The following is a 19,567-nucleotide window of genomic DNA, read 5'->3' on the forward strand; positions in this document are numbered from 1 at the left end:
AGGCAGGGCCAAGCTGACAAAGTTGTAATCTTCGCGTCAGCTTAGCGCCAGCTGCGGCTGCCTAGAGTGGCGAAAACGATTGAAGGAGTTTCGCCATGTCCGCACGCCTGTTCCTGCCAATGCTCTGCGCCGTCAGCCTGCCCGCCCTGGCCGATGCTGGTCACTACGCCTTTGGTCAGCCGGCCGCGGCAGCCAAGGCCAGCCGTACCGTCGAGATCACCCTGGGCGACATGTACTACGAGCCGGCCTCGGTGCAGGTCAAGGCTGGCGAGACCGTACGCTTCGTGCTGAAGAACGAAGGCAGCCTGCTGCATGAGTTCAGCCTGGGCGACGCAGCCATGCATGCCGAGCATCAGCAGCACATGTTGATGATGCAGCAGATGGGCATGATTGGTGAGAACGGCATCATGCCCATGGACCACTCGAAGATGGGCCATGACATGGCTGGTATGGACCACGGCAAAATGGCCCACGACGACCCCAACACCGTGATGATCCCACCGGGCAAAAGTGCCGAGCTGACCTGGACCTTCAGCAAGGCTACCGGTCTGGAGTTCGCCTGCAACCTGCCGGGCCACTACCAGGCGGGCATGGTCGGCAACCTGGAGGTGCAGCCGTGAGGAAATGGCTGATCTGCCTATTGCTGGGTGCGAGTTTCAGCGCCCAGGCCGGTCGTTACGAACTGGTGATCGACGAGGGCCAGGTGCGCTTTTCCGACGGCGTGCGCCCGGCGCTGACCGTCAACGGCCAGAGCCCGGCACCGGAGCTGCGCTTTCAGGAGGGCGAAGAGGTTGAGATCGCCGTCACCAACAAGCTCGACCGCATGACCGCGCTGCACTGGCACGGCATCATCCTGCCCTACACCCAGGACGGCGTTCCGGGCATCAGCTTCCCCGGCATCCAGTCCGGCGAGACCTTCACCTACCGCTTCACCCTCAACCAGTCCGGCACCTACTGGTACCACGCCCATGCCGACTTCCAGGAGCAGGAAGGCATCTACGGCCCGTTGATCATCGAGCCGAAGAAGCGCGAGCCGTATCGCTACGACCGTGAATACACCGTGCTGATGTTCGACTGGCAGGACGAGAAGCCGGAGCGCACCCTGGCCAACCTGAAGAAGCAGGCCGACTACTACAACGACCAGCAGCCGACCCTTGGCGACCTGTTCCGTGACGCTCGGCGCGATGGCTGGGGCGCGGCGCTCAAGGACCGCTGGGACTGGGGCAACATGCGCATGGCCAAGACCGACATCGCCGATGTCAGTGGCTTCCGCTTCCTGGTCAACGGCCGCGACGCCGAGCAAAACTGGACCGCGCTGTTCAAGCCGGGCGAGCGGGTGCGTTTGCGCATCATCAACGGTTCGGGCATGAGCTACTTCGACCTGCGCATTCCCGGCTTGCAGATGACCGTGGTGCAGGCCGACGGCAACGATGTGCAGCCGGTGGTAGTCGACCAGCTGCGCATTGCCGTGGCCGAGACCTACGACGTGATCGTCCAGCCGCGGGAGGACAAGGCCTACACCCTGTTCGCCGAATCCATGGATCGGCGTGGCTATGCCCGCGCCACCCTGGCGCCGCGCCCTGGCATGCAGGGCGAAGTGCCGGCGCTGCGCGAGCCGCGCCTGCTGACCATGGCCGACATGGGCATGGCCCATGCCGGGATGGACCACGGCGGTATGGATCACTCGGACATGGCGGGTATGGATCATTCCCAGATGGCTGGGATGGACCATTCGCAGATGGCCGGGATGGACCATGGCGCGATGAACCACGCGGCCATGGACCAGGCGAACAATCCGGACTACGCCGCCGGCAGCGGTATCGCCCCGGAGCCGGTGGACGGCGGGCGCGTGCTGGTCTACGGCGACCTCAAGGCCATGCACCCGGCCGCCGGCTACCGGGCGCCGGACCGCACCATCGAACTGCAGCTGACCGGCAACATGGAGCGCTACTTCTGGTCGTTCAACGGTGTGAAGTACTCCGAGGCCGAGCCGATCCGCCTCAAGTTTGGCGAGCGGGTGCGCTTTCGCTTCGTCAACCAGACCATGATGAACCACCCCATGCACCTGCACGGCATGTGGATGCAGCTGGACAAGGGCAACGGCCGGTTCAATCCGCTCAAACATATCGTCAACGTGGCGCCCGGTCAGACCGTTGAAGTGGACGTGCCGGTCGACGCCATGGGCGAGTGGGCTTTCCACTGCCACCTGATCTACCACATGGCCAGTGGCATGTTCCGCAAGATCGTGGTGGAGGATGCCACGGGCGCGACCCAGCCCTTCTACAGCGAGCAGCCGGTCGCCAAGGAGAGTGAACATGCGCACCATTAATCTGCTGCCGGCGCTGCTGCTGGCCACCCCGGTGCTGGCCATGGAACAACACATGGATGCCATGCCGGTGGCCAAGCTCAGCGTTGACCATCTGGAGCAGCGCTTCGATGGTGACGACCAGGGTCTGAGCTGGGAGGTCGAAGGCACCTACGGCAACGACCTGCACAAGCTGGTGCTGAAAAGCAGCGGCGAGCGTTCCGATGGTGGGCCGACCGAGTCGAGCGAGACCCAGTTGCTCTACCGGCGTATGGCTACAGAGTTCTTTGATTGGCAGGCCGGTGTGCGCCATGACGATCAGCCGGGCCCTGCGCGCAGTTATGCGGTGCTGGGAATCAAGGGGTTGGCGCCGCAGTGGATCGAGCTGGATGCCAACCTGTTCGTCAGCGAGCGTGGTGATCCTTCACTTCGCGTCGAGGCCGAGTACGAACTGCTGCTGACCCAGCGCTGGGTACTGGAGCCCAAGCTGGAGTACGACCTGGCCCTGGCCGATGACCGCGATCTGGGCGTTGGCGCCGGTGGCAGCACGCTGGAGGCCGGCTTGCGCCTGAACTACCGGGTCAGCCCGCAGTTCTCGCCTTATGTCGGCTATGTCTGGGAGAAGACCTATGGCCGCACCGGTGACTGGCTGCGCGAGGAGGGCGAGCACGACGAGGAGGGCGCCTGGGTGGTGGGGTTGAAGTTCTGGCTGTGAGCCCCGGGGCCGTAGGGCGTAGCCCGGATGCAATCCGGGAAGCAGGATACTCCGCCCCCGGATTGCATCCGGGCTACGGGTGACGAGAGGGCGGCGGGCATGGAGTACAATGCCTGCCGTTTTTCGTTTCTCAGGCCACCGCCATGCAGCATCCCGCCGAACACTCGCCGCTGGGCAAATCCAGCGAGTACGTCTCCCAGTACGCCCCCGAACTGCTGTTCCCCATTTCTCGCACCACCAAGTGGGCCGAGCTGGGGCTGGTGGCCGGTAAGCTGCCGTACCAGGGCGTGGACTACTGGAACTGTTATGAGCTGTCCTGGCTGACGCCTTCCGGCAAGCCGGTGGTGGCCATCGGCGAGTTCGCCATCCCGGCCGACTCGCCGAACATCATCGAGTCCAAGTCGTTCAAGCTCTACCTCAACTCGCTGAACCAGAGCCTCTATGCCAGCGCGGCGGATGTCGAGGCGGTGCTGATCCGCGACCTGTCCGCCTGCGCCGGCGCGCCAGTGGGCGTGCGTGTGCGCGGCCTGGACGAAGTGGCCGCCGAGGGCGTGGCGACCTTGCCGGGGCGTTGCATCGACGACCTGGAGATCGTGGTCAGCGACTACGCCCATCCTCGGCCGGAGCTGCTGCACTGCGCCGACGAGGTGGTGGAAGAGGTGCTCTATAGCCACCTGCTGAAATCCAACTGCCCGGTCACCGGTCAGCCGGACTGGGGCACGCTGGTCATCGACTACCGTGGACCGTGCCTGGATGCGGCGAGCCTGCTGGCCTACGTGGTGAGCTTCCGCCAGCACCAGGATTTCCACGAACAGTGCGTGGAGCGGGTATTCCTCGACCTGCAGCGCCTGCTGCAGCCCGAGCGGCTGACGGTCTATGCCCGCTATGTTCGCCGTGGCGGCCTGGACATCAATCCCTACCGCAGCACCGAGGCGATCGCGCCGGACAACCGCCGGCTGGTGCGCCAGTAACGAAAAAGCCCGCAGATGCGGGCTTTTTGTTGGGCGCTGGGCCTAGATGCCCATGTTGGCCAGGCTCTGCAGGATATTGCGCAGGGTGCCGGTGAGGGTCGGGTGCTGGCTCTCGAAACGCTCTACGGCCAGGTTGACACCGTCGACCAGGGTGGCGTCGGGGTCGCTGGCCAGTTCCTTGGCCAGTTTCAGGTCGATTTCCTGCATCAGCTCAAGCAGTGCAGCGCGATCCTCGGTATCCAGTGGCAGGTCGTTGGCGAGTTCCTCGCGTAGTCGCTGGAAATGTTGCTGCAGGCGTGCGGACATAATCGTCTCCTTCTGGGCTACTGCAGAGTTGACCCGTTTATGGCGTCTCGGGTTCGCTCTCTTTACCTGAAGGTTAATCCAGGCTGTTGCGGCCTGCCTGATCCAGAGCAAGTTTTGCGTGTCAGGGCTTTTCGCCTTTGTGCCGGCGGATGGCCAGGTCGCTCAGGCAGGCCGGTAGCTCGCCGGGGTGGTCGATGACCGAGTGAGCACCGAGCCTGTACAGCTCCAGGGTGGCCTGGGCGCGCAGTTTCTCGCGCTCGGCGGCGGCAAGCGCTTGCCAGTCCCCCAGGGCCAAGCCGCACAGGGGGCCGCAAGTAGCCAGGCCGATGCACCACAGTCCGGCATTCAGGCCGGCTTGTAGCAGGCGCGGATCACTGGCGATCAATACGCAGCCTTGCAGGCTGTCGACCTGCAACTCGCTTAATGTGTGCCAAACGGCGTCCGGTGCCGGCCAGGGACGCGAACCGTTCAGGCGACTGCCATGCAATCCGCTCGGCAGTACGGCGGCAAGGCGCTGGGTCGCAGCGTCCGGCAGTTCATCCAGCCAGGCACATGGCATGCCTTGTCGCTGCAGATCGTCAAGCAGGTCGCAGACGCTGGGCAGGGGCTCGGCGCATTCGTCGGCGCTGGCCAGCAGGTTTGGCAGTAGGTCGGGGTGGTTCAGGTCCGAGGGCCGCTCAGGCAGGCCGCTGTGCTGCTGGGCGATTGGCAGGGTGCGCGCGCCATGGTCGACCAGGCAGCCGGTCAGGCCGAATAACAGGGCGTTGAAGGTTGGCGCGGTCATGGCGGGCTCGCTTCCCTGAGTGAGGCGGGCAGCGTAGCGAGCGGGTATGACGATTACGTGACGCTCAGGCGCCCATCACTTGGCGCAGATGCTCGGGTACCGGCACTGACTGGTTGTCGGCATGGTCAATCCATACCAGTTTGCAATGGCCTTCACCGTAACAGGCGCCAGGTTCTTCCAGCGTGCTCAAACGGTGTTCGACCACCAGGCTGCTGCGCCCGACCGCACCAGCGTACAGCTCAATGACCACTGTGGCTGGATGCACCACGGGTTTCAGGTAGGTATGCAGGGTTTGCAATACAACGGGACCCTGCGGGGCGTGATCAATCTCGATACCGATACTGGCGAACCACTCGACGCGGGCTTCCTGAACGTATTCGAGGTAGATGGTGTTGTTGACATGGCCATAGTTGTCCATGTCGCTCCAACGCACCGGGATACGAGCCGTATGCAGTAGGCGTTTTTTCGACATGTTCAACTCCGCTAGGCTGCTGCTTATTAGGAACGGTGACGTTTATACTGCGCAACCTGGGTTGGCCGCGGGCCGCCACACTACTGATGCCAAGGAGAGACTGCAAATGCCAATGACCGGTGCGAGCTGGATCGACCGTCTGACCCGCCTGTGCGCCTGTGCGCTGCTGGCGTCCCTGCCGCTGGCCGCCAACGCCGAGGACGACCCCTGGGAGTCTTTCAATCGGCCGGTATTCACCTTCAACGATACACTCGATACCTATGCCTTGAAGCCGATCGCCAAGGGTTACCAGGCAATTACCCCGCAATTCGTCGAAGATGGTGTGCACAACGTCTTCAACAATATTGGCGATGTCGGCAATCTGGCCAACAACCTGCTGCAGGGCAAGCTGCACGACGCGGGGGTTGATACCGGGCGCCTGGTGTTCAATACCACTTTCGGCCTGCTGGGCTTCTTCGATGTGGCCAGCGAAATGGGCCTGCAGCGCAATGACGAAGATTTCGGTCAGACGCTCGGCGCCTGGGGCGTGGGCAGCGGCCCCTATGTGGTGATCCCGTTCCTCGGCCCAAGCACCTTGCGTGATGCCCCAGCCAAGATTCCGGACGGTTTCCTGGAGCCCTATCCCTACATCGACCACGTGCCGACTCGCAACGTGACCCGTGCGGTCGATGTGGTCGACACCCGCGCCAGCCTGCTGTCGGCGGAGAAGATGATCACCGGCGACAAGTACATCTTCATTCGTAACGCCTACCTGCAGAATCGCGAGTTCCGCGTCAAGGATGGCGAAGTGGTCGACGACTTCTGAGGCTTTCGCCCGGTGTGAAAAAGGCGGCCTCGGCCGCCTTTTTTGTTTCAAGTCATGGTCAGTATGGCGAGCCCGATGGAGCTTCGTCCGTCGTCCAGGGTGCTGATTCGCACCACTTCGGCTTCGGCTTCCAGGCCTTTTAATTCACTGTGTTCGGAAGGGATCAACACACTCACCCGGTCGCCCATGGCGACTTGGCAGCGAGCTTCCAGTTGCATGCCGGTGCTGGACAAGTCCAGGCAATGGGCCTGAATTTCCTGGCCTGCATGCTTCAACGTGACTGGGGCTTCCAGTCGCATGCGGATGAAATCGCGTTTCTCGCTATAGGCATGGTCGTTCTGGCTCATTAACCCTTCCTCTTGTTTTTTGGGTGCTCCCCGAAGGTCTTATAACCCCCGCCGATTTGAGGTGTAAAGGCGGCTAACGACAATCGGCAGCGGCTTGAATCGCCCTGCGGATGGGAGTACCGTCTGCGCCTTGAATCGTTCGAGCACAGATGTTTTCTTTGGCTCGGTGCACTATTTGTCAATCTCTCTCCGGCGTCGTTTGCCTGGATGGCCCATGCACAATCCCAGCGCCAAGCTGCTGATAATCGATGATGATGAGGTCGTGCGGGCGAGTCTCGCGGCTTACCTCGAAGACAGCGGTTTCCAGGTTTTGCAGGCCGAAAACGGGTTGCAGGGACTGGAAGTTTTCGAGCGTGATCAGCCCGACCTGGTTATTTGCGACCTGCGCATGCCGCAGGTCGATGGTTTGGAGTTGATCCGCCGCATCAACAAGCTGACCAGCGATATGCCGGTAATCGTGGTGTCCGGCGCAGGTGTGATGAGTGATGCGGTCGAAGCGCTGCGGCTAGGCGCTGCTGATTATCTGATCAAGCCCCTTGAAGACCTCGCCGTACTTGAACACTCGGTACGCCGCGCGCTTGATCGCTATCAGCTGCGTTTGGAGAACCAGCGTTATCGCGACAAGCTGGAGGCCGCGAACCGCGAGCTACAGGCCAGCTTGCACCTACTGCAAGAGGACCAGAACGCCGGACGCCAGGTACAGATGAATATGCTGCCGGTCACGCCCTGGCAGGCAGATGATCTGCAGTTCACCCACCAGATCATCCCTTCTCTTTACCTCTCTGGGGATTTCGTCGACTACTTCCGCGTGGACGAGCATCGGGTGGCGTTCTATCTGGCGGATGTCTCCGGGCACGGAGCGTCTTCGGCCTTTGTCACCGTGCTGCTCAAGTTCATGACCACGCGTCTTCTCTATGAGTGGAAGCGCAATGGTGTGCTGCCCGAGTTCAAACCATCCGATGTGCTCGGTCACATTAACCGCGGCTTGATCAACTGCAAGCTGGGCAAGCATGTCACCATGCTCGGTGGGGTGATCGACGAGCAGAGTGGGCAATTGACCTACAGCATTGGTGGGCATTTGCCACTGCCTGTGCTGTTTAGTGAAGGCAAGGCCAGTTACCTGGACGGGCGCGGGTTGCCGGTAGGGCTGTTTGCCGAGGCAACCTATAACGACTTGGTGATGGAGCTGCCAAAGTCATTCAGCCTGACGCTGATGTCCGACGGCATCCTGGATCTTCTGCCCGGTGACACGCTCAAAGAGAAAGAGGCTAAGTTGCCTGAGCTGGTAGCACAGGCGGGGGGCTCGCTCGACGGCCTGCGTCAGGTGCTCGGGCTGGCCAATCTGCATGATATGCCGGATGATATCGCCTTGCTGGTGTTGAGCAGGAACCTTGCATGAATCCTGGGAATAGCCCCGGTAGAATCCAGTTTGCGGAGCAGGACGGTACCTTCGTTCTGAAGTTCGTGGGCGAAGTTCGTTTAACGCTGTGTTCAGCGCTGGATTCGACAATCGAGAAGATTTTTGCGGCGCTGAATTTTTCGGCGATCGTCATCGACCTGACGGAAACCCGCAGCATCGATAGCACAACCCTTGGCCTGCTGGCCAAACTCTCCATTCTGTCCCGGCAAAAGATCGGCCTGCTGCCCACCGTGGTTACTACTCACGAAGACATCACGCGGCTTCTACAGTCGATGGGGTTCGATCAGGTGTTCAATATCGTCGACCGCCCCGTGCCTTGTCCGGAGTGCTTGAGTGATTTGCCATCCCAGGATCAGTCCGAAGAGGTGGTCAAAGCCAAAGTGCTAGAGGCCCACCGCATCCTGATGGGGCTCAACGACTCCAATCGCGAGGCTTTTCATGATCTGGTGAGTGCGCTGGAACGTAGTTGAGTTAAGTCCAGGCATGAAAAAGGGGCGATATCTCCGAGGATATCGCCCCTTTTTATTGGGCTCTGATCAGCTGCGTTGGGCGAGCAAAACTTCCAGCTTTTCCTGGTCGCGGGCAAACAGGCGAATACCTTCGGCCAGCTTCTCGGTGGCCATGGCATCTTCGTTCAGGGCCCAGCGGAAGGTCGATTCATTTAGCGACTGGCGAGGCTCGCCAGCCTCGGGGGTGAGGATGCGCGGCAGTGTGCCTTCGGCATCTGCCAGTTGTTGCAGTAGATCGGGGCTGATTGTCAGTCGGTCGCAGCCGGCCAGTTGTTCGATCTGCCCCAGGTTGCGGAAGCTGGCACCCATCACCACGGTGTCGTAGCCATTGGCCTTGTAGTATTGGTAAATGCGCGAAACAGATTGCACGCCTGGATCTTCGGCGCCTGCAAAGTCGCGCCCTTCGGCTTTTTTGTACCAGTCGTAAATGCGCCCGACGAAAGGTGAAATGAGGAATACGCCGGCGTCGGCGCAGGCAACGGCCTGGGCAAAGGAGAACAGCAGGGTCAGGTTGGTCTGGATGCCGGCTTTTTCCAGTTGCTCGGCGGCGCGAATGCCTTCCCAGGTCGATGCGATCTTGATCAGTACGCGCTCCCGGCCGATGCCGGCGTGGTCATACAGCTCGACGATGCGTTCGGCACGGCGCAGGGTGGCCTGGGTATCGAAGGAGAGTCGAGCATCGACTTCCGTTGAGATGCGCCCCGGAATGGCTTTCAGAATCTCCTGGCCCACGGCTACGCCGAAATGATCGCAGGCCAGGCCCAGGTCGCCCTTGCCGGCATCGACCGCCTGATTCAGCAACTCGGTATAACGGGGCAGGGCGGCTGCCTTGAGCAGCAGCGACGGGTTGGTGGTGGCATCGACCGGTTTCAAGCGGGTGATGGCATCGAGGTCACCCGTATCGGCGACGACCGTGGTGTACTGCTTGAGTTGTTCCAGTTTGCTGGTCATGACGGAGCCCTGTCGTTGAATGCCCCTGACCTTACCCGAGCGTCGCCGGGTGCTCAACGTCTAGCGCGGGCTTTCAACGTCCGTTGAGCAGCTCAATGGCCTGGTCGAATACCCGCAACGGTTCGGCCGCCTTGTGCACATCCACCGAGAGCAGTTGACGGAAGCGTCGTGCCCCAGGAAAGCCTTGCGCCAAGCCGAGTACATGGCGGGTTACATGGTGCATGGCGCCGCCCTCGGCTATGTGGCGTTCGATATAGGGGCGCATCCGGCTCAGGGCTTCGGATCGGGTGATCGCCGGCCGGTTCAGGCCGAATAGCTGTTGGTCGACCTCGGCCAGGAGATAAGGGTTATGGTAGGCCTCACGCCCTAGCATCACGCCGTCGAAGCTCTGCAGGTGTTCGCGACATTCGACCAGGGTCTTTATGCCACCGTTGAGGATGATCTCCAGTTGCGGGAAATCCCGCTTGAGCTGCGCGGCTACTTCGTAGCGAAGTGGCGGGATCTCGCGGTTTTCTTTGGGCGAAAGGCCTTCGAGAATGGCGATGCGCGCGTGTACGGTAAAACTGGTGCAGCCGGCCTGATGAACGGCTCCGACGAAGTCGCACAGCTCGGCGTAGCTGTCGCGGCCGTTGATGCCGATGCGGTGTTTCACTGTCACCGGGATGCTGACGGCATCCTGCATCGCCTTGACGCAGTCGGCCACCAGCTGTGGATGTGCCATCAGACAGGCACCGATCATGTTGTTCTGTACCCGGTCACTCGGGCAGCCTACGTTCAGGTTGACCTCGTCGTAACCCTGTTCCTCGGCGAGTCGGGCACAGGCCGCCAGGTCAGCCGGATTGCTGCCGCCCAGCTGCAAGGCCAGCGGGTGTTCAGATTCGTCGTAACGCAGAAAGCGCTGCCTGTCTCCGTGCAGCAGTGCGCCTGTGGTGACCATTTCGGTATAGAGCAAGGCATGGCTAGACAGCTGACGCAGGAAGTAGCGGCAGTGGCGGTCGGTCCAATCCATCATCGGGGCGACGGAAAAGCGACGGGAGAGGGGGGCGGTTTGCATAAGGGGCCGGTAGGACTGGAAGGCAGGCGGCATTTTACCCTAGCTTTCGTCAGGGGCGGCGTTTGGCTGCTATACCTTGATTGAGACGCTGGATAGTCTGTTGCCAGGGTTTCATCTTCGTTTACAGGAGTTCGCACTATGCAAAGCAAATATTGGTTGGCGGTAATGGTTCTGGGTTGCAGTCTGCAGGTGGGGGCGACCAGCTTTGTGGTCACTACCGATGCGCTGGTCAATACAGTTGAGGGGACTACCGACTTCACGTCGTCGAGCTTCGGTGACGATAAGGTGGTGCGGGAGGCCAAGGATGACGCGGCAAGCTTCGTTGCCAGTGAGGGTGTGATTCGAGGTGCCCACTTGGAGGCTGCGTTGACGCACATACGCGGCAAGCTTCCGGGGTTGCAGGCTGATGATATGCAGCTGGCCCAGGCAATTCTGGCGATCTGACCTTTGTTCTGAAAATAAAAACGGCGCCATGGGCGCCGTTTTTGTTTTCGCGTGAGGGTTATACGCCGAGCTTGTCGCGCAGGCTGTAATACCAGGCGCCGATGGCGCTGAACGGTACCTGGAACAGGCGGCCACCCGGGAACGGGTAGTGCGGCAGGCTGGCAAAGGCGTCGAAGCGCTCGGCTTGACCGCGCAGGGTTTCCGCCAGCAGCTTGCCGGCCAGGTGGGTGTAGGTCACGCCGTGACCGCTGCAGCCCTGGGAGTAATAAATGTTGTCGCCTAGACGGCCGACCTGCGGCAGGCGCGAGAGGGTCAGCAGGAAGTTGCCGGTCCAGGCGAAGTCGATCTTCACGTCCTTCAGCTGCGGGAAGGTCTTGAGCATTTTCGGGCGGATGATCGCTTCGATGTTGGCCGGGTCGCGGGCGCCGTAGACCACACCGCCGCCGAAGATCAGGCGCTTGTCGCCGGACAGGCGATAGTAATCGAGCAGGTAGTTGCAGTCCTCGACGCAGTAATCCTGCGGCAGCAGGCTCTTGGCCAGCTCGTCGGACAGCGGTTCGGTGGTGATCACCTGGGTACCGCAGGGCATAGACTTGCTGGCCAGTTCTGGCAGCAGGTTGCCCAGATAAGCGTTACCGGCGACAACCACGAACTTGGCCTTCACTCGGCCTTCCGGCGTGTGCACCACCGGGTTGGCACCGCGTTCCACGCGAATTGCCGGGCTCTGCTCATGGATGATGCCACCCAGAGATTCCACTGCAGCTGCTTCGCCCAGCGCCAGGTTGAGCGGGTGGATATGGCCGCCGCTCATGTCCAGCATGCCGCCAACATAGGTGTCGGTGTCCACGATTTCGCGGATGCGCTTCTCATCCAGCAGTTCAAGCTGGGTATGGCCGTAGCGTTCCCATAGCTTCTTCTGTGACTCCAGGTGCTTCATGTGCTTCGGGGTGTTGGCTGCGAACACACCGCCGTCCTTCAGGTCGCACTTGATGTCGTACTTGGCGATGCGCTCACGAATGATGCGGCCACCTTCGAAGGCCATGTCGCCGAGCAGCTTGGCGTGCTTAGGGCCGACGGTGCGCTCGATCACATCGATATCGCGGCTGTAGCTGTTGACGATCTGGCCGCCGTTACGGCCGGAGGCACCGAAGCCCACCTTGGCGGCTTCGACGATGGTGACCTTGAAACCGTTCTCCAGCAGGAACAGGGCAGTGGAGAGGCCGGTGTAGCCGGCGCCGATGATGCAGACATCGGTCTCGGTCTCACCCTGCAGGGCCGGACGCTGCGGAACCGGGTTGGCCGAGGCTGCGTAGTAGGACTGGGGGTAGGGAGTGTGCGCCATATTTGAACCTATGTTCTTTATTTTTTACGAAGTGAGCCCATGCTACCCGAGGCAAAATGCGCCGGCTAGCCTGTGTGCAAAATTTTTAACGTCCCGCTGTGCAGCAAAAAATCCACTTTTTCAGTGGCTTAGCGAAAAAAGTGGTTGACACTCAGGGGAATCTCCCTAAAATGCGCCTCCATTGCAGGCACATAGCTCAGTTGGTTAGAGCACCACCTTGACATGGTGGGGGTCGTTGGTTCGAGTCCAATTGTGCCTACCAAATCCGAAAGGGGTCGTTAATACGACCCCTTTTTTATTGGCTGCTTGCCAGAGAATAGGCTTTCTGGAAGCATCCGCGATTCTGTTTACCTCCAGTGACTCTGGTTCGGTTCTGGTTGGCCCACAAGGCTCCTGCCATCGTCAGGCAGGTATACCGCCGGATCGCTTCCTGGCTCATCCCAACCCATGTGACCTTTGGTAGGGGTCACCACTAGGAGAGGAGGCGCCATGCCCATCATTACTCTTCCCGACGGCAGTCAGCGTTCGTTCGATCATCCGGTATCCGTGCTCGAGGTGGCTCAGTCCATCGGTGCCGGCCTGGCCAAGGCGACTTTGGCCGGCAAGGTCAACGGCAGGCAGGTGGATGCCTGCGATCTGATCGAGACCGATGCGACCCTGCAGATCATTACGCCGAAGGATGAGGAAGGGCTGGAGATCATTCGCCACTCCTGCGCGCACCTGGTTGGTCATGCGGTCAAGCAGCTCTATCCGAGCGCCAAGATGGTTATCGGTCCGGTGATCGAAGAAGGCTTCTACTACGACATTGCCATCGACCGCCCTTTCACGCCTGAAGACATGGCGGCTATCGAGAAGCGCATGGCCGAGCTCATTGATAAGGACTATGACGTCATCAAGAAGATGACGCCTCGTGCTCAAGTCATCGAGCTGTTCCAGTCCCGTGGTGAGGAATACAAGCTGCGCCTGATCGACGACATGCCGGACGAGAAGGCCATGGGGTTGTACTTTCATGAAGAGTACGTGGACATGTGCCGTGGCCCGCACGTGCCCAATACCCGCTTCCTCAAGTCCTTCAAGCTGACCAAGATCTCCGGTGCCTACTGGCGCGGCGACTCGAAGAACGAGCAGCTGCAGCGTATCTACGGCACTGCCTGGGCGGACAAGAAGCAGCTGGCGGCCTACATCCAGCGCATCGAGGAAGCCGAGAAGCGCGATCACCGCCGCATCGGTAAGCAGCTGGATTTGTTCCATCTGCAGGAAGAGGCGCCGGGCATGGTGTTCTGGCATCCGGCTGGCTGGACCGTCTATCAGGTGCTGGAGCAGTACATGCGCCAGGTGCAGCGCGAGAGCGGCTACGTCGAGGTGCGCACGCCGCAGGTGGTCGACCGCATTCTCTGGGAAAAGTCCGGCCACTGGTCGAACTACGCCGAGAACATGTTCACCACCAGTTCGGAAAACCGCGACTATGCGGTGAAGCCGATGAACTGCCCGTGCCACGTGCAGATCTTCAATCAGGGTCTGAAGTCCTATCGCGATCTGCCGTTGCGCATGGCCGAATTCGGCTCCTGCCACCGCAACGAGGCGTCCGGTGCCTTGCACGGCATCATGCGTGTGCGCGGCTTCACCCAGGATGACGCGCACATATTCTGTACCGAAGAGCAGGTGAAGAAAGAGGCCTCCGACTTTATTAAGCTGACCCTGCAGGTCTATGCCGACTTCGGTTTCACTGATGTCGCCATGAAGCTGTCGACTCGTCCGGCCAAGCGCGTGGGCTCCGATGAGCTGTGGGATCGCGCCGAGACCGCTCTGGCTGATGCTTTGAATGAATCTGGTCTGGCCTGGGAATACCAGCCGGGTGAGGGCGCCTTCTATGGCCCGAAGATCGAATTCACGCTGAAGGATTGCCTCGGTCGTAACTGGCAATGCGGCACCCTGCAGTACGATCCGAACCTGCCGGAGCGTCTGGACGCCAACTATATCGCCGAGGATAACAGCCGTACGCGCCCGGTGATGCTGCACCGTGCCATTCTCGGTTCCTTCGAGCGCTTCATCGGCATGCTTATCGAGCACTACGCCGGAGCGTTCCCTGCCTGGCTGGCGCCGACCCAGGCGGTGATCATGAATATCACCGACAAGCAGGCCGATTTTGCCCTGGAAGTGGAGAAAACTCTTAACCAAAGCGGGTTTCGTGCCAAGTCGGACTTGAGAAACGAAAAAATCGGCTTTAAAATCCGCGAGCATACTTTGCTCAAGGTTCCCTATTTGCTGGTCATAGGCGATAGGGAAGTTGAGACACGATCCGTTGCTGTGCGTACCCGCGAAGGTGTAGACCTGGGCTCGATGCCTCTGGAACAGTTCGCTGAGCAGCTCAAGCAAACGGTTTCCCGGCGTGGTCGCCAAGATTCGGAGTAATCATTATTAAGCGTGATATGAGACAGGATAAGCGGGCCGCCCCCAAGGCACCGATCAACGAAAACATCACTGCCCGTGAAGTTCGCCTGATTGGCGCAGACGGCCAGCAGATTGGCGTGGTTTCCATTGATGAAGCGCTGAGCGCTGCCGAGGAAGCCAAGCTGGATCTGGTGGAAATTTCCGCAGATGCGGTGCCACCGGTTTGCCGCATCATGGACTACGGCAAGCACCTGTTTGAGAAGAAGAAGCAGGCTGCTGCGGCGAAGAAGAACCAGCACCAGCAACAGATCAAAGAAATCAAGTTTCGTCCAGGGACGGAAGAAGGGGATTACCAGGTAAAGCTACGCAACCTGGTACGTTTCCTTGAAGATGGGGACAAGGCCAAGGTTTCGCTGAGATTCCGCGGTCGTGAGATGGCCCACCAGGAGCTGGGTATGGAACTGTTGAAGCGGGTCGAAGCTGACCTTGCCGAACTCGGTACCGTAGAACAGCATCCCAAGCTGGAAGGACGCCAGCTGATGATGGTCATCGCTCCCAAGAAGCGTAAATAACCTCCCGGGCACTGGCAGGCCTGATGGTTATCAGTTGTTAATGAATGCGGAGTACTAAACATGCCAAAGATGAAAACCAAGAGCGGTGCAGCCAAGCGTTTCCTCAAGACCGCTGCTGGCTACAAGCACAAGCACGCTTTCAAGAGCCACATCCTGACCAAAATGTCCACCAAGCGTAAGCGTCAACTGCGCGGTAGCGAGCTGATGCATCCGTCGGACAAGGCAAAAGTCGAGCGCATGCTGCGCGTTCGTTAATTCGGTCAAGATATTTTAGAGGTTATTACTCATGGCTCGTGTTAAGCGTGGCGTTATCGCTCGTGCCCGTCACAAGAAAATCCTGAAACTCGCCAAAGGCTACTACGGCGCGCGCTCGCGCGTATTCCGTGTTGCCAAGCAGGCTGTGATCAAGGCAGGCCAATATGCCTACCGTGACCGCCGTCAGCGCAAGCGTCAGTTCCGCGCTCTGTGGATCGCTCGTATCAACGCCGGTGCTCGTCAGAACGGTCTGTCTTACAGCCGCCTGATCGCTGGTCTGAAGAAGGCGTCCATCGAGATCGATCGCAAGGTTCTGGCCGATCTGGCAGTGAACGAAAAAGCGGCGTTTGCTGCGATTGTCGAGAAAGCTAAGGCCGTTCTGGCTTAAGTCCCCCGACAATCACCGGGTTTGCCCGGTGGCAACGTCAAAGATAGGGGAAGAGCCTTCAAGCTCTTCCCCTATTTCGTATCTGGAGTCCGTACATGGAAAACCTGGATGCATTGGTCTCGCAAGCGCTCGAGGCTGTGCAAAACACCGCAGACGTCAACGCCCTGGAACAACTCCGGGTGCAGTATCTCGGCAAGAAAGGCGAACTGACCGCCCTGATGCAGACCCTCGGCAAACTCTCCGCCGAAGATCGTCCGCAGGCCGGCGCCCTGATCAATGCCGCCAAGAACCAGGTTCAGGACGCCCTGAACGCTCGCAAATCCGTGCTTGAGCAGGCCCTGCTCGCCGAGAAGCTGGCGTCCGAGCGTATCGATGTGACCCTGCCAGGTCGCGGCCAGGCCTCCGGTGGCCTGCACCCGGTCACCCGCACCCTGGAGCGCGTCGAGCAGTTCTTCACCCATATCGGCTACAGCGTGGCCGAGGGTCCGGAAGTCGAAGACGACTACCACAACTTTGAAGCCCTCAACATTCCCGGCCACCACCCGGCGCGGGCAATGCACGATACCTTTTATTTCAATGCGAACATGCTGCTGCGCACTCACACCTCACCGGTTCAAGTGCGCACCATGGAATCGCAGCAGCCGCCGATCCGCATTGTTTGCCCCGGCCGCGTCTATCGTTGCGACTCTGATATCACCCACTCGCCGATGTTCCACCAGGTCGAAGGCCTGCTGGTCGACGAGGGCATCAGCTTCGCCGACCTCAAGGGCACCATCGAGGAATTCCTTCGGGTGTTCTTCGAGAAGCCGCTGGGCGTGCGTTTCCGTCCATCCTTCTTCCCCTTCACCGAGCCGTCGGCCGAAGTCGACATGCAGTGCGTGATGTGCTCCGGCAAGGGTTGCCGCGTGTGCAAGCAGACCGGTTGGCTGGAAGTGATGGGCTGCGGCATGGTGCATCCGAACGTCCTGCGCATGTCCGGCATCGATCCGGAGAAGTACCAGGGCTTCGCCTTCGGCATGGGCGTCGAGCGCCTGGCCATGCTGCGTTACGGCGTCAACGACTTGCGCCTGTTCTTCGATAACGACCTGCGGTTCCTGGCGCAATTTCGCTAGTACCGCCCTCGTCATCGAATTCGTTTAAGGAGAACAGACAACATGAAATTCAGTGAACAGTGGCTGCGCGACTGGGTGAACCCGGACGTTTCGCGCGACGAACTGGTGGCCCGCCTGTCCATGGTCGGCCTGGAAGTGGACGCCGTGATTCCGGTCGCCGGTCAGTTCAGCGGTGTGGTGGTGGGCGAGATCCTCAGTGCCGAGCAGCACCCGGACGCCGACAAGCTGCGTGTGTGTCAGGTCAGTAACGGCAGCGCCACCTTTCAGGTGGTCTGCGGCGCGCCCAATGCCCGTGCCGGCATCAAGATCCCTTTCGCCATGATTGGTGCCGAGCTGCCGGGCGACTTCAAGATCAAGCAGGCCAAGCTACGCGGCGTAGAGTCCCAGGGCATGCTTTGCTCGGCCTCCGAGCTGCAGATCAGCGACGACAACAGCGGTCTGATGGAGTTGGCTGCGGATGCTCCGGTCGGCCAGGACGTCCGCGCCTACCTGGGCCTGGACGATGCCAGTATAGAGATTGGCCTGACTCCCAACCGTGGCGATTGCCTGTCGCTGGCCGGCCTGGCCCGCGAAGTTGGCGCTATCTACGGAGTCCCGGTAACGGCAGTCTCTGTTGCCCCGGTCGTGGTTGCTCATGACGAAGTGCGTCCGGTCGAAGTATTGGCCCCCAAGGCCTGTCCCCGCTACCTGGGGCGCGTCATCCGCAATGTCGACCTGTCCAAGCCGACCCCGCTGTGGATGGTCGAGCGCCTGCGTCGTTCCGACATCCGCAGCATCGACGCCGCCGTCGACATCACCAACTACGTGATGCTCGAACTCGGCCAGCCGATGCACGCCTTCGACCTCGCCGAGATCAATGGTGGCATCCGTGTGCGTATGGCTGAAGAGGGCGAGAGGCTGGTCCTGCTGGACGGCCAGGAAGTCAGTCTTCGTGGCGACACCCTGGTGATCGCCGACCATAGCCGCGCTCTGGCTATCGCCGGCGTTATGGGTGGCGAGCACAGCGGCGTGAGCGGCAAGACCCGCGACCTGTTCCTGGAAAGCGCCTTCTTCGACACCATCGCGGTTGCTGGCAAGGCCCGTTCCTATGGCCTGCACACCGACTCCTCGCACCGCTTCGAGCGTGGCGTGGACTCGCAGCTGGCGCGCAGTGCCATGGAGCGCGCTACTGCGCTGCTGCTGGAGATCGTCGGTGGCGAAGCCGGTCCGATCATCGAAGTGGCAAGCGCCGCCGACCTGCCGGACGTCGCGCCGATCACCCTGCGTGCCGAGCGAATCAGTCAGATGTTGAGCATGGACATGGACGGCGCCGAGGTCGAGCGCCTGCTCACCGCTCTGGGTCTGGGCGTGACCGCTCAGGACGCCGGCCAGTGGCTGGTCAGCGTACCGAGCCACCGCTTCGACATCAGCCTGGAAGTGGACCTGATCGAAGAGTTGGGTCGCCTGTACGGCTACAACCGTCTGCCGGTGCGCTATCCGCAGGCTCGTCTGGCTCCGCAGGCCAAGGCCGAGGCCCGTGCCGAGCTGCCGGCCCTGCGCCGCCTGCTGGTCGCTCGTGGTTATCAGGAAGCCATCACCTACAGCTTCATCGATCCCAAGTTGTTCGAACTGTTCACTCCGGGCGTGGCGCCGCTGCAACTGGCCAACCCGATCTCCGCCGACATGGCCGCCATGCGTTCCTCGCTGTGGCCGGGTCTGGTCAAGGCGCTGGAGCACAACCTCAATCGCCAGCAGTCGCGCGTGCGCCTGTTCGAGAGCGGCCTGCGTTTCGTCGGCCAGCTAGAGGGGCTGAAGCAGGAAGCTATGCTGGCGGGCGTGATCAGCGGCAGCCGCCTGCCGGAAGGTTGGGCCAACGGCCGCGAGAGCGTAGACTTCTACGACCTCAAGGCCGATGTAGAGGCGTTGCTGGGGTATGCCGGCGCTGCCGATGCCTTTAGCTTCGTGCCGGGTGAGCATCTGGCTCTGCATCCGGGGCAGACCGCACGCATCGAGCGGGAAGGGCGCCTGGTCGGCTTCATGGGGGCGCTACACCCAGAACTGTCCAAAACCTTGGGGCTGGATCAGCCGGTGTTCCTCTTCGAGTTGTTGTTGGCGGAGGTCGCTAGCGGTCGTATGCCTGCGTTCAGTGAGTTGTCGCGTTTCCCCGAGGTGCGCCGCGACCTGGCGCTGCTAGTGGATCGCGAGCAGCCCGCCGAAGCCGTGCTTGCCAGTATTCGTGAGGCTGCGGGCGAATGGTTGACGGACCTCAAGCTATTTGACGTCTATCACGGTAAAGGCATTGATCCGCATAGAAAAAGCCTGGCAGTCGGCTTGACCTGGCAACATCCATCGCGCACTCTTAATGACGATGAGGTGAGTACAACTACGCAAAACATCATCACCTCGCTTGAAGAAAGGTTCAACGCCACGTTAAGGAAGTAGCGT

The 19,567-nt window shown here is 60.8% G+C and carries 21 protein-coding genes and 1 tRNA gene; 15 read left to right on the top strand and 7 right to left on the bottom strand.

The genetic code is table 11. The features are described from left to right. Nucleotides 1–119: 119 nt before the first annotated feature. From P7A97_RS18130 to queF, 4 genes are all read left to right on the top strand, one after another. Nucleotides 120–620, top strand: coding sequence for a cupredoxin family protein (locus P7A97_RS18130; protein WP_277691798.1), 501 nt, complete (start codon nt 120–122; stop codon nt 618–620). Continuing rightward, the gene (locus P7A97_RS18135) at nt 617–2,329 is read left to right on the top strand and encodes a copper resistance system multicopper oxidase (RefSeq protein ID WP_277691531.1); all 1,713 of its coding nucleotides are present in this window, start codon (nt 617–619) and stop codon (nt 2,327–2,329) included. The genes P7A97_RS18130 and P7A97_RS18135 overlap by 4 nt, the downstream gene beginning before the upstream one ends. After that, the gene (locus P7A97_RS18140) at nt 2,316–3,020 is read left to right on the top strand and encodes a copper resistance protein B (protein ID WP_277691532.1); all 705 of its coding nucleotides are present in this window, start codon (nt 2,316–2,318) and stop codon (nt 3,018–3,020) included. The genes P7A97_RS18135 and P7A97_RS18140 overlap by 14 nt, the downstream gene beginning before the upstream one ends. Nucleotides 3,021–3,163: 143 nt before the next feature. Continuing rightward, a complete protein-coding gene (gene queF / locus P7A97_RS18145) occupies nt 3,164–3,991 on the top strand; it encodes an NADPH-dependent 7-cyano-7-deazaguanine reductase QueF (protein ID WP_277691533.1) in 828 nt (275 codons plus the stop codon). A 42-nt stretch (nt 3,992–4,033) separates the two neighbouring features. Here queF and P7A97_RS18150 read toward each other — a convergent pair whose 3' ends face one another. The 3 genes from P7A97_RS18150 to P7A97_RS18160 all read right to left on the bottom strand — a co-directional run bounded on the left by P7A97_RS18150 (nt 4,034) and on the right by P7A97_RS18160 (nt 5,553). After that, nucleotides 4,034–4,297, bottom strand: a complete 264-nt coding sequence (locus P7A97_RS18150) for a DUF4404 family protein (RefSeq protein ID WP_277691534.1) — start codon at nt 4,295–4,297, stop codon at nt 4,034–4,036. Between the two features lie 121 nt (nt 4,298–4,418). Continuing rightward, a complete protein-coding gene (locus tag P7A97_RS18155) occupies nt 4,419–5,081 on the bottom strand; it encodes an HAD family phosphatase (protein WP_277691535.1) in 663 nt (220 codons plus the stop codon). Nucleotides 5,082–5,145: 64 nt separating this feature from the next. Continuing rightward, nucleotides 5,146–5,553 (bottom strand): thioesterase family protein, encoded by a 408-nt coding sequence (locus P7A97_RS18160; protein WP_277691536.1) that lies wholly within the window; start codon nt 5,551–5,553, stop codon nt 5,146–5,148. A gap of 106 nt (nt 5,554–5,659) precedes the next feature. Here P7A97_RS18160 and P7A97_RS18165 point away from each other — a divergent pair, with 106 nt between their 5' ends. Next, entirely contained in the window at nt 5,660–6,358 is a 699-nt protein-coding gene (locus P7A97_RS18165) for a VacJ family lipoprotein (RefSeq protein WP_277691537.1), read from the top strand. A gap of 47 nt (nt 6,359–6,405) precedes the next feature. On the opposite strand, the gene P7A97_RS18170 is transcribed toward P7A97_RS18165, so the two are convergent. Then, nucleotides 6,406–6,705, bottom strand: coding sequence for a PilZ domain-containing protein (locus P7A97_RS18170; RefSeq protein WP_277691539.1), 300 nt, complete (start codon nt 6,703–6,705; stop codon nt 6,406–6,408). 214 nt (nt 6,706–6,919) lie between these two features. On the opposite strand from P7A97_RS18170, the gene rssB reads away from it, so the two are divergent. Both rssB and rssC read left to right on the top strand, forming a co-directional pair. Further along, a complete protein-coding gene (gene rssB, locus P7A97_RS18175) occupies nt 6,920–8,104 on the top strand; it encodes a two-component system response regulator RssB (RefSeq protein WP_277691799.1) in 1,185 nt (394 codons plus the stop codon). After that, on the top strand, nt 8,101–8,595 hold the full coding sequence (gene rssC / locus P7A97_RS18180) for an anti-sigma factor antagonist RssC (protein ID WP_277691540.1): 495 nt from the start codon (nt 8,101–8,103) through the stop codon (nt 8,593–8,595). The genes rssB and rssC overlap by 4 nt, the downstream gene beginning before the upstream one ends. 66 nt (nt 8,596–8,661) lie before the next feature. On the opposite strand, the gene tal is transcribed toward rssC, so the two are convergent. Next, the gene (gene tal / locus P7A97_RS18185; RefSeq protein WP_277691542.1) at nt 8,662–9,585 is read right to left on the bottom strand and encodes a transaldolase; all 924 of its coding nucleotides are present in this window, start codon (nt 9,583–9,585) and stop codon (nt 8,662–8,664) included. Between the two features lie 73 nt (nt 9,586–9,658). After that, nucleotides 9,659–10,639, bottom strand: a complete 981-nt coding sequence (dusA, locus tag P7A97_RS18190) for a tRNA dihydrouridine(20/20a) synthase DusA (protein ID WP_277691543.1) — start codon at nt 10,637–10,639, stop codon at nt 9,659–9,661. A gap of 138 nt (nt 10,640–10,777) precedes the next feature. On the opposite strand from dusA, the gene P7A97_RS18195 reads away from it, so the two are divergent. Beyond that, a complete protein-coding gene (locus tag P7A97_RS18195; protein WP_277691544.1) occupies nt 10,778–11,083 on the top strand; it encodes a DUF2388 domain-containing protein in 306 nt (101 codons plus the stop codon). A 58-nt stretch (nt 11,084–11,141) separates the two neighbouring features. On the opposite strand, the gene P7A97_RS18200 is transcribed toward P7A97_RS18195, so the two are convergent. Continuing rightward, complete coding sequence (locus P7A97_RS18200; RefSeq protein WP_277691545.1) at nt 11,142–12,425, bottom strand: FAD-binding oxidoreductase; 1,284 nt, start codon at nt 12,423–12,425, stop codon at nt 11,142–11,144. A gap of 185 nt (nt 12,426–12,610) precedes the next feature. Here P7A97_RS18200 and P7A97_RS18205 point away from each other — a divergent pair. From P7A97_RS18205 to pheT, 7 genes are all read left to right on the top strand, one after another. Next, a tRNA-Val gene (locus P7A97_RS18205) sits at nt 12,611–12,687 on the top strand. 227 nt (nt 12,688–12,914) lie between these two features. Continuing rightward, nucleotides 12,915–14,837 carry a threonine--tRNA ligase gene (thrS, locus tag P7A97_RS18210; protein ID WP_277691546.1) on the top strand — a complete coding sequence of 641 codons (1,923 nt, stop codon included), beginning with the start codon at nt 12,915–12,917 and terminating at the stop codon, nt 14,835–14,837. After that, on the top strand, nt 14,837–15,388 hold the full coding sequence (gene infC / locus P7A97_RS18215) for a translation initiation factor IF-3 (protein ID WP_277691801.1): 552 nt from the start codon (nt 14,837–14,839) through the stop codon (nt 15,386–15,388). The genes thrS and infC overlap by 1 nt, the downstream gene beginning before the upstream one ends. Before the next feature lie 60 nt (nt 15,389–15,448). Further along, a complete protein-coding gene (gene rpmI / locus P7A97_RS18220; RefSeq protein WP_021701550.1) occupies nt 15,449–15,643 on the top strand; it encodes a 50S ribosomal protein L35 in 195 nt (64 codons plus the stop codon). Nucleotides 15,644–15,674: 31 nt separating this feature from the next. After that, a complete protein-coding gene (gene rplT, locus P7A97_RS18225; RefSeq protein ID WP_017940196.1) occupies nt 15,675–16,031 on the top strand; it encodes a 50S ribosomal protein L20 in 357 nt (118 codons plus the stop codon). Nucleotides 16,032–16,126: 95 nt separating this feature from the next. Beyond that, complete coding sequence (gene pheS, locus P7A97_RS18230; protein ID WP_277691548.1) at nt 16,127–17,143, top strand: phenylalanine--tRNA ligase subunit alpha; 1,017 nt, start codon at nt 16,127–16,129, stop codon at nt 17,141–17,143. Between the two features lie 42 nt (nt 17,144–17,185). Further along, the gene (gene pheT / locus P7A97_RS18235) at nt 17,186–19,564 is read left to right on the top strand and encodes a phenylalanine--tRNA ligase subunit beta (RefSeq protein WP_277691549.1); all 2,379 of its coding nucleotides are present in this window, start codon (nt 17,186–17,188) and stop codon (nt 19,562–19,564) included. Nucleotides 19,565–19,567 lie beyond the last annotated feature (3 nt).

This window comes from Pseudomonas sp. GOM6 (assembly GCF_029537485.1).
GTDB lineage: Bacteria > Pseudomonadota > Gammaproteobacteria > Pseudomonadales > Pseudomonadaceae > Aquipseudomonas.

What these genes read in the sequence shown, in the direction of transcription:
- P7A97_RS18130 (WP_277691798.1), top strand. Translation starts at nt 120, where the DNA reads ATGCTCTGCGCCGTCAGCCTGCCCGCCCTGGCCGATGCTGGTCACTAC.
- P7A97_RS18140 (WP_277691532.1), top strand. Translation starts at nt 2,316, where the DNA reads ATGCGCACCATTAATCTGCTGCCGGCGCTGCTGCTGGCCACCCCGGTG.
- queF (WP_277691533.1), top strand. Translation starts at nt 3,164, where the DNA reads ATGCAGCATCCCGCCGAACACTCGCCGCTGGGCAAATCCAGCGAGTAC.
- P7A97_RS18150 (WP_277691534.1), bottom strand. Translation starts at nt 4,297, where the DNA reads ATGTCCGCACGCCTGCAGCAACATTTCCAGCGACTACGCGAGGAACTC.
- P7A97_RS18155 (WP_277691535.1), bottom strand. Translation starts at nt 5,081, where the DNA reads ATGACCGCGCCAACCTTCAACGCCCTGTTATTCGGCCTGACCGGCTGC.
- P7A97_RS18160 (WP_277691536.1), bottom strand. Translation starts at nt 5,553, where the DNA reads ATGTCGAAAAAACGCCTACTGCATACGGCTCGTATCCCGGTGCGTTGG.
- P7A97_RS18165 (WP_277691537.1), top strand. Translation starts at nt 5,660, where the DNA reads ATGCCAATGACCGGTGCGAGCTGGATCGACCGTCTGACCCGCCTGTGC.
- P7A97_RS18170 (WP_277691539.1), bottom strand. Translation starts at nt 6,705, where the DNA reads ATGAGCCAGAACGACCATGCCTATAGCGAGAAACGCGATTTCATCCGC.
- rssB (WP_277691799.1), top strand. Translation starts at nt 6,920, where the DNA reads ATGCACAATCCCAGCGCCAAGCTGCTGATAATCGATGATGATGAGGTC.
- rssC (WP_277691540.1), top strand. Translation starts at nt 8,101, where the DNA reads ATGAATCCTGGGAATAGCCCCGGTAGAATCCAGTTTGCGGAGCAGGAC.
- tal (WP_277691542.1), bottom strand. Translation starts at nt 9,585, where the DNA reads ATGACCAGCAAACTGGAACAACTCAAGCAGTACACCACGGTCGTCGCC.
- dusA (WP_277691543.1), bottom strand. Translation starts at nt 10,639, where the DNA reads ATGCAAACCGCCCCCCTCTCCCGTCGCTTTTCCGTCGCCCCGATGATG.
- P7A97_RS18195 (WP_277691544.1), top strand. Translation starts at nt 10,778, where the DNA reads ATGCAAAGCAAATATTGGTTGGCGGTAATGGTTCTGGGTTGCAGTCTG.
- P7A97_RS18200 (WP_277691545.1), bottom strand. Translation starts at nt 12,425, where the DNA reads ATGGCGCACACTCCCTACCCCCAGTCCTACTACGCAGCCTCGGCCAAC.
- thrS (WP_277691546.1), top strand. Translation starts at nt 12,915, where the DNA reads ATGCCCATCATTACTCTTCCCGACGGCAGTCAGCGTTCGTTCGATCAT.
- rpmI (WP_021701550.1), top strand. Translation starts at nt 15,449, where the DNA reads ATGCCAAAGATGAAAACCAAGAGCGGTGCAGCCAAGCGTTTCCTCAAG.
- rplT (WP_017940196.1), top strand. Translation starts at nt 15,675, where the DNA reads ATGGCTCGTGTTAAGCGTGGCGTTATCGCTCGTGCCCGTCACAAGAAA.
- pheS (WP_277691548.1), top strand. Translation starts at nt 16,127, where the DNA reads ATGGAAAACCTGGATGCATTGGTCTCGCAAGCGCTCGAGGCTGTGCAA.
- pheT (WP_277691549.1), top strand. Translation starts at nt 17,186, where the DNA reads ATGAAATTCAGTGAACAGTGGCTGCGCGACTGGGTGAACCCGGACGTT.